The sequence below is a fragment of the Baekduia soli genome (assembly GCF_007970665.1).
GTDB classification, from domain to species: domain Bacteria; phylum Actinomycetota; class Thermoleophilia; order Solirubrobacterales; family Solirubrobacteraceae; genus Baekduia; species Baekduia soli.
The window spans coordinates 647174-662301 of the sequence record NZ_CP042430.1 but is presented as its reverse complement, the minus strand read 5'-3'; the positions used below and the strand labels follow the sequence as shown (position 1 = coordinate 662301).

Below are 15128 nucleotides of genomic sequence, written 5' to 3'. Positions count from 1 at the left end.
CCCCTGTTCGCACGGCCACGGCTCAGGCCTGCCCGGCCAGCGCCTCCAGGCGCCCCGCCAGCCGCCCCATCCCGCGCTCCGAGGCGGCCCGCGCGGCGGCGGCGGCGTCGGTCGGCGCGTCGGAGGGACATGCCACATCGATCGGCTGCAGCGTCGCGATCTTGCGGAACGCGCGCAGCTCGTCGGCCTGGTCGCGCAGCGCGGCGGCCACCCGCGGGCGCTGCGCGTCGGCGGCCGCGATGAGGCCCTCGAGATCGCCGTGGGCGCGCAGCAGCTCGCCGGCGGTCTTCTCGCCGATGCCCTTGGCCCCCGGCAGCCCGTCGGACGGGTCGCCGCGCAGCGCGATGAAGTCGGGCACCTGACCGGGGTGGATGCCGTAGCGCTCGCGCACGCCGTCGACGTCGACGAGCTCGGGGCCTTCCTTGCCGCCGCGCGGGAAGAGCACGCGCGTGTGCTCGTCGACGCACTGGAACATGTCGCGGTCGCCGGTGAACAGCAGCGTCTCGCCGCCCGCCTCGGCCTCGGCGAGCGCCAGCGCGCCGAGCAGGTCGTCGGCCTCGAGGTCGCCGGCATCCAGCCAGGTCCACGCGAAGGCGCCGAAGAACGCCGGCGCGTCGGCCCACTGCGGCGCGAGCTCGTCGGGGACGGGCGGGCGGTCGGCGTGGTACCCGGGGTACAGGGCGGTGCGGTAGGTCGCCGCCTCGGCGCCCGTGCACAGCACCACGGCCCGCGGCGCATGGCGCTCGACGACCCACAGCACGAGGTTGGCCATGCCCAGCAGGGCGTTGACCGGCCGGCCGTCGGCCCCGGTGATCGACTTGGGCAGCGCGAAGAACGCGCGGTACAGGAGGGACGGGGCGTCCACGACGAGCAACGGGGCGGGCATACGCGCCCTACTCTGGCATGAGCCCCCGTCACGTCTGCCCCGTAACCCCGCACGGATGCCGAAGATCCCCAAGAGCCGCATCGCCCGCACCGCCCGCTTCGGTGGGCTGGTCGCCGGGCAGAGCGCGCGCTGGGCGGGCACGCAGGTCGCCAACCGCGGGCGCACGCCCGAGCGCGCCGAGGCCGCCGACGCCAAGCGGGCCCTGGCGCTGGCCGACGAGCTCGTCACCCAGCTCGGGCAGATGAAGGGCGCGGCCATGAAGCTCGGCCAGGTCCTGTCGACCGTGGACTTCGAGATGGTGCCCGAGGGCGAGCGCGAGGCGTTCAAGGAGCGCCTGGCCTCCCTGCGTGACGCGGCCCCCAACGTCCCGTTCAAGGGCATGCGCAAGGTCCTGGCCGACGACCTCGGCGGCGACCTGGACGAGCACTTCGCCGCGTTCGCGCAGGAGCCGATCGCCGCGGCCTCGATCGGCCAGGTCTACCGCGCCACGCTGCACGACGGGCGTGACGTCGCCGTCAAGGTCCAGTACCCCGGCGTCGCCGAGGCGGTCGAGACCGACCTGCGCAACGCGGGGATGCTGCTCCCGCTCGTGCGGCGGCTGGCCCCGGGCCTCGACGCCCGCGCGATCATGGACGAGCTGCGCGAGCGGATCGGCGAGGAGCTCGACTACGAGCTCGAGGCCCAGAACCACCGCCGCGTCGCGCGCGCCTTCCGCGAGCACCCGTTCATCCTCGTTCCCGAGGTCGTGACCTCGATGTCGACGCGCCGCGTGCTCATCACCGAGTTCGTGGAGGGCCGCGGCTTCGGCGAGGTCAAGGCGCTGCCCGAGGCCGAGCGCGACCGCTTCGCCGAGATCTGCTTCCGCTTCTTCTACGGTCTGGTGCGCCGCGAGCGCATCGCCGCCGGCGACCCGCATCCGGGCAACTACCTGCTCGCCGCCGACGGGCGCGTGTGCTTCCTGGACTTCGGCCTCGTGCGCCGCATGGACGCCGACTACCTCGACGGCGAGCGCGCGCTGGCCCACGCCGTGGTCTCGGGCGACGCCGAGGGCGTGCACCACTGGCTGGCCACGCTGGGCTACCTGCCCGAGCCCGACGACTTCTCCCCCGACCGCGTGCTCGACCAGCTCGCCACCGCGGGCGAGTGGTACTTCACCACGGGCTTCCGGCGCCTGGACCCCGAGTACGTGCGCAACGCCATGGAGATCTCCAGCTCGCCGGCGTCGCCGTTCTTCGACGAGATGCGCCGCCAGACGATCCCGCCCCAGGCGCTGCTGCTGCGCCGCATGGAGGGCCTGTTCTTCAGCGTGCTCGGCGAGCTGCGCGCCGGCGCCGACTGGGGCACGCTGGCGCTGGAGTACATGGCCGACGCGCCGCCGTCGACCGAGCTCGGCCGCCAGGAGGCCGCCTGGCTTGCCGGGACCTAGACTGCCCGGCCATGGCAGCCACGACGGTCATCAACGGGCTCGAGGAGCTCAAGAGCAGGGTCGGCGAGGAGCTGGGGGTCAGCGACTGGTTCGAGGTGACCCAGGAGTCCGTCGACGCGTTCGCCGAGACCACGGGCGACCACCAGTGGATCCACGTCGACCCCGAGCGCGCGAAGGACACCCCGTTCGGCGGCACGATCGCCCACGGGCTCTACACGCTCAGCCTCGGCCCGCGGTTCTCCTACGCGCTGTTCGAGATCCGCGGCGCGGCCTTCGGCCTCAACTACGGCTACGACAGGGTGCGCTTCCCCGCGCCGCTGCCGATCGGGTCCCGGGTGCGGATGCGCGCGACGCTGAGCGCGGCCGTCGAGGTCCCCGGCGGGGTGCAGTTCACCGTCACCCAGACGTTCGAGCGCGAGGGCGGCGACAAGCCGGTCTGCGTCGCCGACGCCGTCGCCCGCTACTACGGCGGGTAGCCGATCAGGCGACGGCCAGGATGCGCTCGCGCGTCTGGTCGAGTTCGAAGTACGGGCGCTCGGGGAAGCGCTCCATGCCGACGAGCACCACCGGCGGGAACCGCCGGCGCCGCGTCAGGTAGAGGCGCACATCGGCGTTGTAGAGCCGGCGCGAGGCCTGCAGGTCGTCGTCGATGCGCGCCAGGCGCGTCTGGAGCTCGACGAAGGTGCCGCCGGCGCCCAGCGCCGGATGGGTCTGCACGAGCGCCCCGAGGGCGCCCAGCGCTGCGGCGACCCGCCGCTCGGCGTCGGCGCGCTCGAACGCCGAGCCCGCCGACTGCGCGGCCAGGCGCGCCCGCTCCAGGCGGCCCAGGACCTCGGTCTCGCCCGGGGCCAGCGCGGCGACCGCGTCGGCGAGCTCGGGCAGCAGCGCGTGGCGGCGCTGGAGCTGGGCCTCGATGCCGTTCCAGGTCCCCTCGGCGCGGTTGCGCGCGGCGACCAGGCCCTGGTAGCCGGTCACCAGCCACGCCGCGACCAGCGCGAACGCTCCGAGCCCGGCGTAGACGGCGACCATACCCCGCGGATCGGCAGGTCGATCGCCGTCTTGAGGCCCTGGGGCCCGGTTCAACGGACGTTGACCGACGGCCCGGCGATGTCGCCGAACGCGACGCGGTACTCACCGGGACCCGGCAGCGGCGCGCGGTAGCGGCCGCCCGTGCGCACGCGGGTCGTGGCGACCGTGCGCCAGGTGGCCCCGTCGCGGCGCTCGATGCGCACGCGGCGCCCGCGCCGAGCGCGGTCGATCGAGCCGGTCAGCTCCGACGGCCGGCGGCGGGCGATCGACGCCGCCTGCCCGCCCGTCGTGTCGACCGGGGTCCCCGCGGTCGCCGCGCCGTTGTCGATCGGCGCGCCGGGCACCGCCGGGGCCTTCGGGTCCTTCGGGGCCTTCGGCGTCGCGGGCTTCTTGACCTTCGAGGAGATGTACGTGAACGTCGCCCACGTGTCGTAGAGCCCGAAGCGCTGGCGCAGCTGCGGGCCGGTCACCTCCGTGACGCCGTTGCTGCCGACGACCTCGGCGCGGACGATGCGCGGCGACGTGCCGCGCTCGAGCACCTTGATGCCCCGGAAGCTCCCGCGGACCAGGCCGTGCAGGCGCTGGCGGACCTGCGTGCCGCTGAACGTGAACGGCGTCCACGTGTGGCGCGGCGAGACGCTGTCGAACGGGTCGTCGACGCCGCGCAGCCACGTGCGTGGCAGCGCGCCCAGGAACGAGAACTCGACGTTCTCGGTGTGGCCGCCCGAGGTCGAGAAGAAGTAGGTGACGACCGGCTTGCCGTCCTGGGCGACGACCTGGCCCGCCGTCGCGGCGACGGCCGCGTCGGTCGACGGGAACTCCGCCGCGACGCCCTTGTACATCTGCGAGCGCGTGTCGGCGTATTGGTCGATGCCGTCGGTGGTGCTCCCGACGTTCGTGGTCACCGCGTAGCTGCGCGCCACGACGGCCTGGGCCTTGAGCTGCTCGGCGAGCCAGTTGGCCGGGCTCTCGGCCGAGACGACGCCGCGGACGTAGTCCTCGAGGTCGACGGCGTTGATGGCCTGCACGCTGCCGCCCGCGGGGCGGATCTCCAGGGCGCCGCGGTAGCGGCCATCGCGAAGGCCGTTGGCCGCCATCCCGCGCAGCTGCACCGCGCCGCCGGCGGGTGCGCTCAGGCGCAGCGGCGCGGCGTAGACGCCGACGCGCTTGCCGCCGGTGGCCAGCGCGACCTGCCCGGCGCTGCTCGTCGCGACGTAGGTCTTGGCCGGGTCCAGCGGCCCGTCGGGGCCGGCGACCGCGCCGGTGATCGTCGCGCGCCGCGCGGTCTGCAGCAGCACCCGCACGTCGGGCTCGGAGGCCAGCGGCACCACCGAGGTCTGCTCGTAGTAGTGGCTCAGGATGTCCGTGTAGGAGAACCCGTGCTCGGCATAGCCCAGGGCGCCGTACTGGCTCATCCCGATGCCGTGGCCGAAGCCGTGGCCCTGGACGACGAGGCGGCTCGCGGCATGGGCCCCCGGCGCGCACGCCAGCCCGGCGAGCAGCGCGGCGACCGAGGTGGTGACGATCCGGCGCATGCCTCGATGGGAACGCGGGCAGTGGAGGGGAGTTGCGGTGCTGAGTTCGATCAGGCGGGACATCAGATGCTCAAGCGTGTGAGGGTACGGGACTGACATGGGCCGGCGCCGAGCCTCCGACCTGTTCGTCGAATGCCTCGAGGCCGAGGGCGTCAAGTACGTGTTCGGCATCCCGGGCGAGGAGACGCTGGACCTCAACCAGTCGCTCGCGAACTCCTCGGTCTCCTTCGTGCCCGTTCGACACGAGCAGGGCGGGGCCTACATGGCCGACATGTACGGCCGCCTGACCGGGCGTGCGGGTGTCTGCCTCGGGACGCTGGGACCGGGCGCCATGAACCTGGTGACGGCCATCGGCGACGCGTTCCTGGACCGCGCGCCGCTCGTGGCGCTGACGGGGCAGGCCGACCTCGAGCGGATGCACAAGGAGTCCCACCAGTTCATCGACCTCGTCGAGCTGTTCCGCCCGATCACGAAGTGGAACGCCCGCGTCACGAGCCCCGACATCGTCCCCGAGGTCGTGCGCAAGGCGTTCAAGGTCGCCGAGTCCGAGAAGCCCGGTGCCACGCACCTCGAGTTGCCCGAGGACGTCATGGCCGCCGACGTCGACGCCATCCCGCTGCCGCGCCGCCGGCCCGTCAAGCCCGAGCCCGCCGCGCGTGAGCTGCTCAAGGCCGCCGACCTCATCCGCAACGCGATCAACCCGGTCTGCCTGGCCGGCAACGGCGCGGTGCGCGCCGGGGCGGCGCCCGCCCTGCGCGAGTTCTGCCGGGCGACGGGGATCGCGGTGGCCGAGACGTTCATGGGCAAGGGCCTGCTGGACTACACCGACCCCAAGGCGCTGGGGACGGTCGGGCTGCAGGCCCGCGACTACGCGATGGCCGGCTTCGAGGACGCCGACGTGGTCATCGCCTGCGGCTACGACCTCGTCGAGCACGCGCCCAAGCACTGGAACCCGCGGCGCGACAAGAAGATCGTCGTCGTGGACTCCGAGCCGGCCGAGATCGACGCCTACTTCACCCCCGAGGTCGAGCTCGTCGGCGACATCTACCACGTCATCGCGCGGCTGGCGGAGGAGTGCCGCGACGTCCCGCACAGCGGCGGCTCGCCCCGTCTGCGCGACGTCGTGCTCGGCCGCCTGCGAGAGGCCCGCCACGACGAGCACTTCCCCATGCAGCCGCCCCGCGTCCTGTGGGAGATCCGCCAGGCGCTGGGCCGCGAGGACATCCTCATCTCCGACGTGGGCCTGCACAAGCTGTGGATCGGCAGGATGTTCCCGGCCCATGAACCCAACACGGTGATGATCGCCAACGGCCTGGCGGGCATGGGCTTCGCGGTGCCGTGCGCGGTCGCGGCCAAGCTCGTGCACCCCGACCGGCGCGTCGTGACCGTCAACGGCGACGGCGGGATCCTCATGAACTTCCAGGAGCTCGAGACCGCGACACGGCTGGGCACGGCGTTCGTCAACGTCGTCTGGGAGAACCGCCAGTACGGCTCCATCGTCTGGAAGCAGGACAAGAAGTTCGGCGAGCACTTCGGCGTGGACTTCACGAACCCCGACTTCGTCCGGCTGGCCGAGTCGTTCGGGATGCCCGCCTGGCGCTGCGGCGCGCCGGAGGACTTCGGGCGCCACCTGCGCCACGCGCTCACGCTGGACCGCCCGTCGCTGATCGTGGTGCCGATCGACTACTCGATCGATGTCGCGATCGCCCATGAGCTGGGCGCCGAGACGGTCACCAACACGTAGGTCTGGGCGGCGTCGGCGCGGCTTGGCGGTCCGCCTGACGCATCTTCATCTCCAGGGGTCGAATCCCGCGGACGAACGTCCGATGAGGGGGACGCGAGGCCCTCCGCGGTTCCCCTCCTCCTCCTGCTCGCGCTGTCGGTCCCGATGAACGCCGCGCTCGTCGCTCGCCGTACCGTCGCTCAACGTCTCCGTCGCGTTCGAGGCCAAGTACCTCACCGTCCGCTGCCTGGCCGTCGGCGCCCTGGTCGTCCTCGCGCCGCTGCTGCTGGCCATCGCGCTGGCCGTGCGCTGCTCCTCGCGCGGGCCCGTGCTCTTCCGCCGGCGCTTCGCCGTCGAGGTCCCCGGCTACGGCCACCGCCACCGCGTGCGGGTCGGGCTCACCGGCCTGGCCCAGGTGCGCGGCTCCCGCGGCGCGGTCGACATCGCGCGCCGCGCCGAGCTCGACAACGACCACATCGACAACCGGTCCCTGGCCCTCGACCTGCGCATCCTCGGCGCCCCCGCCGGCGCGGTGCTGCGCGAGGCGGAGCAGGACGGGCCGGTCGTTTCGCCATCCCGGCGCGTCGGGCACTCGTATGCTCGACACGGCACCGACCTGGGAAGCGACGGAGGACACACGAGATGGCCGCGACGGCAGACGAGACACGCGTGGTGCAGGGCGTCAACCAGCAGCTGTTCATCGGTGGGCAGTGGCGTGAGGCCACCGGCGGCGGGACGCTGGACGTCGAGGATCCGGCGACCGGCGAGACCATCGCCTCCGTGCCCGACGCGACCGCGGCCGACGCCGACGCCGCGCTGGCCGCCGCCGACGAGACGTTCACGACCTGGCGCAACGTCGCGCCGCGCGACCGCGGCGACATCCTGCGCCGCGCCTACGACACGATCATCGCGCGCACCGACGAGCTGGCGCTGCTCATGACGCTGGAGATGGGCAAGCCCGTCGCCGAGTCGGCCGCCGAGATCGTCTACGCCGCCAACTTCTTCCGCTGGTACTCCGAGGAGGCCGTGCGCATCAACGGCCGCTTCACGATCAACGAGTCCGGCAAGGGCCGCGTGCTGACGATGAAGCAGCCCATCGGCCCGTGCGTGTTCATCACGCCCTGGAACTTCCCGCTGGCCATGGGCACGCGCAAGATCGGCCCGGCGCTGGCCGCCGGCTGCACCTGCGTGGTCAAGCCCGCCAAGCAGACGCCGCTGTCGATGCTCGCGCTCGCCCAGATCCTCGAGGAGGCCGGGCTGCCCGGCGGCGTGCTGAACGTGATCACCGCCAGGAAGTCGGGCGAGATCATGGAGCCGCTCATCAAGGACCCGCGCACACGCAAGATGTCGTTCACGGGCTCCACGCCGGTGGGCAGGACGCTCATCCAGCTGGGCTCGGAGCAGATCCTGAAGATGTCGATGGAGCTCGGCGGCAACGCCCCGTTCCTCGTCTTCGAGGACGCCGACCTCGACGCGGCCGTCGAGGGCGCGCTCATCGCCAAGATGCGCAACGGCGGCGAGGCCTGCACGAGCGCCAACCGCTTCCTCGTGCACGCGTCGGTGGCCGACGCGTTCGCGCAGCGGCTGGCCGAGCGGATCGGCGCGATGAAGGTCGGCCGCGGCACCCAGGACGGCATCCAGGTCGGCCCGCTCATCGACGAGGCGCAGCGCAGCAAGGTCGCCGAGCTCGTCGACGACGCGGTGGCCAAGGGCGCCAAGGTGCTGACCGGCGGCTCACGCGTCGACGGCGCGGGCTACTTCTACGCCCCGACCGTGCTGGCCGGCGTGCCCGACGGCGCCGACCTCCTCGGCGAGGAGATCTTCGGCCCCGTGGCGCCCGTGACGACGTTCTCCAGCGACGAGGAGGCCGTCGCGAAGGCCAACGCCACCGAGTACGGCCTCGTGTCCTACATGTACACGACCGACGTCGACCGGGCCTTCCGCGTCATCGAGGCGCTGGAGACGGGGATGATCGGCCTCAACCAGGGGCTGGTCTCCAACGCCGGCGCCCCGTTCGGCGGCGTCAAGCAGTCCGGGTTCGGCCGCGAGGGCGGGCCCGAGGGCCTCGAGGAGTACCTCGAGACCAAGTACGTGGCCATGAACGTCGGGACCCCGCCCGTGGCGCTCTGAGCCGGCCGGCCGGCCCCGGGAGCCGGTGGTCAGCAGGAGGACAGCCATCCTCGGACGCGAACACGCCTTCGCCGATGCCTCGGATCGTGGACCTCAGCGCCCCCATCGCCCCGTCGCCCCCGGCGTGCCGGACGAGCTGCGCACCGACATCGCGTTCGCCGACCACGCCGCGGGCGCGTCGGCGATCTCCGGGCGCTTCGGCGTGGGCGCCGACCTGCTGCGCGACGGCGAGGGCTGGGCCGTCGAGACGTTCCTGCGCTTCGGCACCCACACCTCGACCCACGTCGACGCGCCCTGGCACTACAACTCGACCGTTGCGGGCGAGCCGGCCCGCACGATCGACGAGCTGCCGCTGGAGTGGTTCTTCGGCCCCGGGGTCGTGCTCGACCTGCGCGACAAGGCCGACGGCGACCCGATGACCGCCCCCGAGGCGCAGGCTGCGCTGGACGCCGCCGGCCACGAGCTGAGCCCCGGCGACATCGTCCTGGTCCACACGGGCCGCGACGCGTTCTACGGCGCCGACGACTACATCGCGCGCGGCTGCGGCGTGACGGCGGAGGCGACCCGCTGGCTGCACGACCGCGGCGTGCGCGTCATGGGCATCGACGCCTGGGGCTGGGACGCGCCGCTGCACCTCCAGGCCGCCGAGGCCAACGCCCGCGGCGAGCGCGGGATCTTCTGGGCCGCCCACCAGGCCGACCTCGAGTACTGCCAGATCGAGCGCCTCGTCGGCCTCGGCGCCCTGCCCTCCACCGGCTTCCAGGTGGCCTGCTTCCCGCTGCGCATCGTCGGGGGATCGGCGGGTCCCACCCGTGCGGTCGCCATCATTCCGGAGTGACGTGAGACACCGAGGCCTGCGCCTCGTCGCCGTCGCGGCGCTGGTGATCGCGGTGCTGGCCGCCGGGTCCGTCGTCGTCGCCGGCGCCATGTCGGCGCGCACGCAGGGCGAGTCGCTCGTCCCGCCCCAGGCCTACGGCGGCCCCGCCGGGCGCCTCGAGGTCGCCGGGCCGTGGGTCCAGGCGCTCGATCCCGGCGACCGGGGCGAGCGGGCCGGCTTCGCCGCGGGCCACTTCCCCGGCGCGCTGGTGACCGTCCCGCACGTGGCCAACGCCGCCCAGGTGACCGGGGCGGCGGGGGTCAAGGCCTACGCCGGCGGCATCGCCTGGTACCGCACGACGCTGACCGCGCCCGAGACGGGCTCCTACGCGCTGCGCTTCGAGTCGGTGCACCACGTCGCCACGGTGTGGCTCGACGGCCGGCTGCTGGGCTCCCACACGGGCGCCTACCTGCCGTTCGAGTTCACGCTGCGCCTGCGCGCCGCGGTGCCGCACACGCTGGTGGTGCGCGCCGACTACCGCCACCCGTCGCACCAGAAGCGCGAAGGCTGGCACCGCACGTGGTTCAACTACGGCGGCATCAACCGCGAGGTCACGCTGCGCCCGCTGGCGCCCTCCGAGCTCGAGGCGCCGACGCTGCGCACGGTGCTCTCGGGCGACGACGCGAACGTCGACGTCTCCGTGCTCGTGCGCAACCGCGCCGACGCCGCCCGCCAGCTGCACGTGCGCGGGACGCTGCGCCACGGGTCGTCGTCGATCGCGCTGGCCTTCCCGGCCGTGCGCCTGGCGCCCGGGGCGTCGCAGCGGGTGAGCACCTCCGTCGTCGTCCGGCGCCCCGCGCTGTGGGCCCCGGGCACGCCCAACCTGTACGCCTTCCATCTCGAGGTCCCCGGCGAGGGCACCTGGAACGACCGCGTCGGCCTGCGCGAGATCCGCCGCTCCGGCGACGTGCTGCTGCTCAACGGCAAGCGCCTGCGCCTGCACGGCGCCTCGCTGCACGAGGACGCCGACGGTCGCGGCGACGCGCTCACGCCCGCCGACATGGACGCGATGGTCGCAGACCTCAAGGCCGTCGGGGCCAACGCCACGCGCGCGCAGCATGGGCTCAGCACGCCGCTGCTCGAGCGCCTGGACCGCGCGGGCATCCTCGTGTGGCAGGGCGTCGGGCCGGTCGACGCTCCGGGCGCCTGGACCTCGGACACCGCGGCGCTGGGGCACCTGGCCCGCGAGCGCGTGCGCGCGACCGTGCGCCAGGAGCGCCTGCACCCGTCCGTCATCGCCTGGAACCTGGTCAACGAGGTCGCGGGCAACGGCCACGACGCGACCGAGGTCTCCTACGTGCGGGACATGGCCCGTGAGCTGCACCGCACCGACCCCGGCCGGCTCGTCGCGCTGGACGTGTGGGGCCCGCACCCGCCGAAGGTCGCCGGGCACATCTACGCCGACGTCGACGCCGTCGGGCTGACGAACTACATCGGCTGGTACCAGGACCCGCTGGCCTCGCGCGAGACGATCACGGCGGCGCTGCACGCCGCGACCCTGTCGTTCACGCGCACGTTCCCCGGCAAGGTCCTCATCGTCAGCGAGTTCGGCGCGGAGGCCAACCCGCAGAACGCGGTCGACGCGCCCGGCGGCTACGGCTTCCAGTCCTGGCTGCTGCGCCGCCACATCGCGACCTACCGCTCCGTGCCCGAGATCAGCGGCATGTTGGTGTGGAACCTGCGGGACTTCGGGGTGTCCCCGGACTTCGCGGGCGGGTCGATCAAATCCGAGGTGCCCGGGATCCACGTGGAGCGCGGCCTGAACACCAAGGGGATCTTCGCCTACGACGGCAGGCCCAAGCCGGCGGCCGCGGCGGTCCGCCGGGCCTTCGCGCCCCTGGGCGACGGCCTGTCCGCCCCGTGACGTAGCGGGGGTGGATCGGGGGCCCGGGTCGCCTGGACACTCAGATCGACCCAGACCACACGCTGGCCGCGCTGGCCGACCACCAGTGGGGCATCGTGACGCGCCGCCAGCTGCTGGACGCCGATCTCAGCCCCACGGCGATCGTGGGCCGTCTGCGCCGGCGCCGCCTCGTCCCGTGCTACCCCGGCGTGTACGCGGTCGGCCATGTGCGCCTCAGGATCGAGGGTCATTGGCTGGCCGCCGTGCTCGCCTGCAGATCCTCTGCGGTCCTGAGCGGCGCGGAGGCCGCGGCGGCCTGGGGATTCGGACCGACGCGGGCGGGCCGCATCGACGTGACGACCCCGGCGCGCTCGGGCCGCAGCCCGGATGCGCGGATCAGGCTGCACCGGGTCCGCTCGCTGCCGCCCGACGAGGTCGCCGTCCACGATGTGATTCCAGTCACCACACCCGCGAGGACCCTCCTCGATCTGGCGGCGACGATCCGCGGGCGCCGCATGGAGGACCTCATCGCGCGTGCAGACCGGCTCGAGCGCTTCGACCTCCTCGACGTGCGCCGGGTGCTGGCGGCCCACCCCACGCGCCGTGGCGCGCCAGGGCTCTCGCGGTTGCTGGATCGCCTCGAAGGGCGCGGCACCGCCGATCTGCGCAGCCCGGCCGAGGTCGCGCTCCTCGATCTCTGCGACCGCCACGGGCTCCGCGCGCCGATCGCCAATGCCCGGATCGAGGGCTTCGTCGTGGACTTCCACTGGCCCAGCGCAAGGCTGATCGTCGAGACCGACGGCTACAGCTTCCACCGGACCCCGTCGGCGTTCGACGGCGATCGCGATCGCGACCAGGTGCTGACCGTGGCGGGGTGGCGGGTCGTCCGCTTCAGCAGCCGTCAGCTCGTGCGCGAGCCCTCGCGCTGTGCCGACCGCCTGCGGCGGCTGCTCGCGACCTCTGGGTCGCGATGAGTGTCCATGAGACACCCAAGGCGACCCAGAGTGCGGACGGCCCCTACGCCTGGTTGCCCGCCGCGATCCGGCGCAGATCGATCGTGTCGTCGTAGAGCTTGGCGTCGACGCCCTGCTCCAGGGCCACCTCGCGCAGCGGGCGCCCGGACTTGGAGGCGATCTGCACGATCGTCGTCGCCTTGTCGTAGCCGATCGCCTCGTTGAGCGCGGTCGCGACCGCCAGCGTGCCGCCGGCCGACGCCGCCGTGCCCGCCTTGTTGACCTCGATGCCGTCGATGCACTTCTCGGCGAACGCCACCGACGTCGTCGAGAGCAGGTGGATCGACTGCAGCAGGTTGCGGGCGATGAGCGGGATGCGCACGTTGAGCTCGAACTGGCCCTGCATGCCGCCGATCGTGATCGCGGTGTCGTTGCCGATGACCTGCGCGCTGACCTGCAGCACGACCTCGGGCAGCACCGGGTTGACCTTGCCCGGCATGATCGACGAGCCCTTCTGCAGCTCGGGCAGGAAGATCTCGCCGATGCCCGCGCGCGGGCCCGAGCCCATCAGCGCGATGTCCTGGGCGATCTTGGTCAGCGACACGGCCACGACCTTCAGCGCGCCCGACAGCTCGACGAGCGCGTCGCGGTTGGCCTGGGCCTCGAACGGGTCGGCCGGCGGCGCGATGAGCTTGAGCTTGCTGTCGCGCGCCAGGCGCTTGCGCACCTCGGCGGCGAACTTGGGGTGCGTGTTGAGCCCGGTCCCGGTCGCGGTGCCGCCGAGCGGGATCTGGCCGACGTGCACCAGCGCGCTCTGGATGCGCTCCTGGCCGAGGCGGACCTGCGTCGCGTAGCCCGCGAACTCCTGGCCCAGCGTGACGGGCACGGCGTCCATGAGGTGCGTGCGGCCGGACTTGACGACGTCCTTGAACTTCTTGGCCTTGCGGTCCAGCGAGCGCTCGAGCTGCTTGAGTGCGGGCAGCAGCTGCTTCGTGGCCTGGTCCAGCGCGGCGAGATGGACGGCCGACGGGAACACGTCGTTGGAGGACTGGCCCATGTTCACATGGTCATTGGGATGGGCCGCGCCGCCGGTCAGCGCCGACAGCACCTCGTTGGTGTTCATGTTGGACGACGTCCCCGACCCGGTCTGGAAGACGTCGATCGGGAACTGGCTGTCGTGCTCGCCGGAGGCGACGGCCTCGGCGGCGGTGGCGATGTCGGCGGCGAGCTTGGGATCGAGCTTGCCGAGGTCGGCGTTGACCAGGGCGGCGGCGCCCTTGATGCGGCCGAGCCAGTGGATGACCGACGCGGGGACCGTCTCACCGGAGATCGGGAAGTTGTCGACGGCCTTCTGGGTCTCGCCGCCGTACAGCGTCTTGTTCGAAGGGGGCATGCACGGAACCCTACGACTCGGGCGCGCGACGGGCTCAGCCGCAGAACGCGATGAGCTCGCGGGCCACGCCGACGGGGTCGTCGTAGGCGATGAGGTAGCCCGTGCCGGGCAGCACGCGCAGGATCGCGTCGGGCAGCAGGTCCATCGCCTCCTCGGCCCCGCGCAGCGGATGGTGGCGGTCCTCGTCGGCCCACAGCAGCAGCACCGGAAGCTCGAGCCGGGGGAGCAGGTCGAGGACCTCGCGGCGCGGCTCGCGCGGCAGCTCGCGGGCCAGCCGCGCCCACGAGCGCGCGAGGTTCGCGTTGCCGCCGATGTCGGCCATCGCGTGGCGCACGAGGTCGGCGGCCTCCGGCACGCGGCGCGCCGAGAGCGCCAAGCCGCGCTCGGGGCGGAACGCGATCCGCGCGGCGTGGCCGGCCACCCGGTCCAGGCCCGGGACCCCCGCCGCGCGTGCGGCGCCCATCCACGCGCTGTGCACCCGGGCGTGCTCGGGCGGGCGGTGCAGCCGGCAGGGCATGAGCACGAGCCGGCCGGGCGCGAGCAGGTCGAGCTCGATCGCGCGGATGAGGACGTCGGCGCCGAGGCCGTGGCCGCCGACCAGCGGCCGCCGGCCGCCGACCTCCGTGCAGAACGCGCCGAGCACCTCGGCCAGCCAGTCGAAGGTGTACGGGTGGCGCGGGCGGTCCTCCGAGTCGCCATGGGCGGGCAGGTCGGGGAGGATGAGCCGGAAGCGGTGGGCCAGCCCCTCGACGGCGGGCTCGAACTCGCGGTGGCTCAGCCCGGCGGAGTGGACGAGGATCAGCGGGGGGCCGGTGCCCACCTCGCGGTAGGCGATGCGTGCGCCGGCGGCCGTGTGCCACAGGCGCAGCCTCACCCCCGGGCCTGCCCCGCGTCCTGGCCCTGCGTGAGCGCCCGGCCGACCGCAGGCGACACGTCGCGCACCGACTCGGCCGCCACCGCGACGCGCCGCGCCAGCTCGGCCGCGATGCCGTTGGAGTGCACGGCGCCCGCGGCCACCGCGCCGCTGAGGTAGCCCAGCTGCCGGGCGGCCCCCGGGTCCGACGTGGCGCGCACGCGCTGGGCGAGGTCCTCGGCGACGACGTGCACGAGCGTGCCGAGCGTCTGCAGCTCGGCGTCGCTGCGCACCCGCCAGGCGCACTGCGAGATCGGGGTGCCGCCCGGCAGCCGCACGGCGCCCGGCACCGCGCCCAGCGCCCGCTGGTAGCCGGCCTGGTCGGTGTCCGTGCACGTCGACGGCATGCGCGGCTCACTGCTCCCGCACGCCGTGAGGGCGAGCGCGAGGGCGAGACCGAGCGCGGCGCGGCACCTCATC

Annotated in this window: 13 protein-coding genes and 1 pseudogene; 8 read left to right on the top strand and 6 right to left on the bottom strand. The window is 73.5% G+C overall.

The annotated features are described in order from the left end of the window. Positions 1–22: 22 nt before the first annotated feature. Complete coding sequence (locus FSW04_RS02975) at positions 23–886, bottom strand: 5'-3' exonuclease (RefSeq protein ID WP_187369198.1); 864 nt, start codon at positions 884–886, stop codon at positions 23–25. Between the two features lie 55 nt (positions 887–941). Between FSW04_RS02975 and FSW04_RS02970 the strand changes: the two genes are divergently transcribed. Further along, positions 942–2312, top strand: a complete 1371-nt coding sequence (locus FSW04_RS02970; RefSeq protein ID WP_146916092.1) for an ABC1 kinase family protein — start codon at positions 942–944, stop codon at positions 2310–2312. Between the two features lie 11 nt (positions 2313–2323). Continuing rightward, positions 2324–2788: a MaoC family dehydratase gene (locus FSW04_RS02965; protein WP_146916090.1), complete on the top strand. Its 465-nt coding sequence runs from the start codon at positions 2324–2326 to the stop codon at positions 2786–2788. Positions 2789–2792: 4 nt separating this feature from the next. Here the strand turns inward: FSW04_RS02965 and FSW04_RS02960 are convergent, their stop codons facing one another. Both FSW04_RS02960 and FSW04_RS02955 read right to left on the bottom strand, forming a co-directional pair. After that, positions 2793–3341 (bottom strand): LemA family protein, encoded by a 549-nt coding sequence (locus tag FSW04_RS02960; RefSeq protein ID WP_146916088.1) that lies wholly within the window; start codon positions 3339–3341, stop codon positions 2793–2795. A 50-nt stretch (positions 3342–3391) separates the two neighbouring features. After that, the gene (locus FSW04_RS02955; protein WP_146916085.1) at positions 3392–4876 is read right to left on the bottom strand and encodes a SpoIID/LytB domain-containing protein; all 1485 of its coding nucleotides are present in this window, start codon (positions 4874–4876) and stop codon (positions 3392–3394) included. A gap of 97 nt (positions 4877–4973) precedes the next feature. On the opposite strand from FSW04_RS02955, the gene FSW04_RS02950 reads away from it, so the two are divergent. The 6 genes and pseudogenes from FSW04_RS02950 (at position 4974) to FSW04_RS02925 (ending at position 12423) form a co-directional block, all read left to right on the top strand. Next, positions 4974–6620, top strand: a complete 1647-nt coding sequence (locus tag FSW04_RS02950) for an acetolactate synthase large subunit (protein ID WP_146916083.1) — start codon at positions 4974–4976, stop codon at positions 6618–6620. A gap of 283 nt (positions 6621–6903) precedes the next feature. Further along, positions 6904–7122: pseudogene (locus tag FSW04_RS28285) on the top strand (sugar transferase); the annotation flags it as partial. A gap of 119 nt (positions 7123–7241) precedes the next feature. Beyond that, on the top strand, positions 7242–8729 hold the full coding sequence (locus tag FSW04_RS02940; RefSeq protein WP_146916081.1) for an NAD-dependent succinate-semialdehyde dehydrogenase: 1488 nt from the start codon (positions 7242–7244) through the stop codon (positions 8727–8729). A gap of 124 nt (positions 8730–8853) precedes the next feature. Then, positions 8854–9567 (top strand): cyclase family protein, encoded by a 714-nt coding sequence (locus FSW04_RS02935; protein ID WP_228430835.1) that lies wholly within the window; start codon positions 8854–8856, stop codon positions 9565–9567. A gap of 1 nt (position 9568) precedes the next feature. After that, a complete protein-coding gene (locus tag FSW04_RS02930) occupies positions 9569–11470 on the top strand; it encodes a glycoside hydrolase family 2 protein (RefSeq protein ID WP_146916079.1) in 1902 nt (633 codons plus the stop codon). 188 nt (positions 11471–11658) lie between these two features. After that, on the top strand, positions 11659–12423 hold the full coding sequence (locus FSW04_RS02925) for a DUF559 domain-containing protein (protein WP_146916077.1): 765 nt from the start codon (positions 11659–11661) through the stop codon (positions 12421–12423). A 43-nt stretch (positions 12424–12466) separates the two neighbouring features. Here FSW04_RS02925 and FSW04_RS02920 read toward each other — a convergent pair whose 3' ends face one another. From FSW04_RS02920 to FSW04_RS25585, 3 genes are read right to left on the bottom strand one after another with little or no spacing between them, the layout of a single operon-like run. After that, positions 12467–13795, bottom strand: a complete 1329-nt coding sequence (locus FSW04_RS02920) for a class II fumarate hydratase (RefSeq protein ID WP_146916075.1) — start codon at positions 13793–13795, stop codon at positions 12467–12469. 34 nt (positions 13796–13829) lie between these two features. After that, positions 13830–14669 carry an alpha/beta fold hydrolase gene (locus FSW04_RS02915; RefSeq protein WP_187369197.1) on the bottom strand — a complete coding sequence of 280 codons (840 nt, stop codon included), beginning with the start codon at positions 14667–14669 and terminating at the stop codon, positions 13830–13832. Next, positions 14666–15127 carry a hypothetical protein gene (locus tag FSW04_RS25585; RefSeq protein ID WP_187369196.1) on the bottom strand — a complete coding sequence of 154 codons (462 nt, stop codon included), beginning with the start codon at positions 15125–15127 and terminating at the stop codon, positions 14666–14668. The genes FSW04_RS02915 and FSW04_RS25585 overlap by 4 nt, the downstream gene beginning before the upstream one ends. Between the last annotated feature and the right edge of the window lies 1 nt (position 15128).

Bases quoted from the DNA above. Each gene is read 5' to 3' on its own strand.
- FSW04_RS02975 (WP_187369198.1), bottom strand. From the start codon at position 886: ATGCCCGCCCCGTTGCTCGTCGTGGACGCCCCGTCCCTCCTGTACCGC.
- FSW04_RS02970 (WP_146916092.1), top strand. From the start codon at position 942: ATGCCGAAGATCCCCAAGAGCCGCATCGCCCGCACCGCCCGCTTCGGT.
- FSW04_RS02965 (WP_146916090.1), top strand. From the start codon at position 2,324: ATGGCAGCCACGACGGTCATCAACGGGCTCGAGGAGCTCAAGAGCAGG.
- FSW04_RS02960 (WP_146916088.1), bottom strand. From the start codon at position 3,341: ATGGTCGCCGTCTACGCCGGGCTCGGAGCGTTCGCGCTGGTCGCGGCG.
- FSW04_RS02955 (WP_146916085.1), bottom strand. From the start codon at position 4,876: ATGCGCCGGATCGTCACCACCTCGGTCGCCGCGCTGCTCGCCGGGCTG.
- FSW04_RS02950 (WP_146916083.1), top strand. From the start codon at position 4,974: ATGGGCCGGCGCCGAGCCTCCGACCTGTTCGTCGAATGCCTCGAGGCC.
- FSW04_RS02940 (WP_146916081.1), top strand. From the start codon at position 7,242: ATGGCCGCGACGGCAGACGAGACACGCGTGGTGCAGGGCGTCAACCAG.
- FSW04_RS02920 (WP_146916075.1), bottom strand. From the start codon at position 13,795: ATGCCCCCTTCGAACAAGACGCTGTACGGCGGCGAGACCCAGAAGGCC.
- FSW04_RS25585 (WP_187369196.1), bottom strand. From the start codon at position 15,127: ATGAGGTGCCGCGCCGCGCTCGGTCTCGCCCTCGCGCTCGCCCTCACG.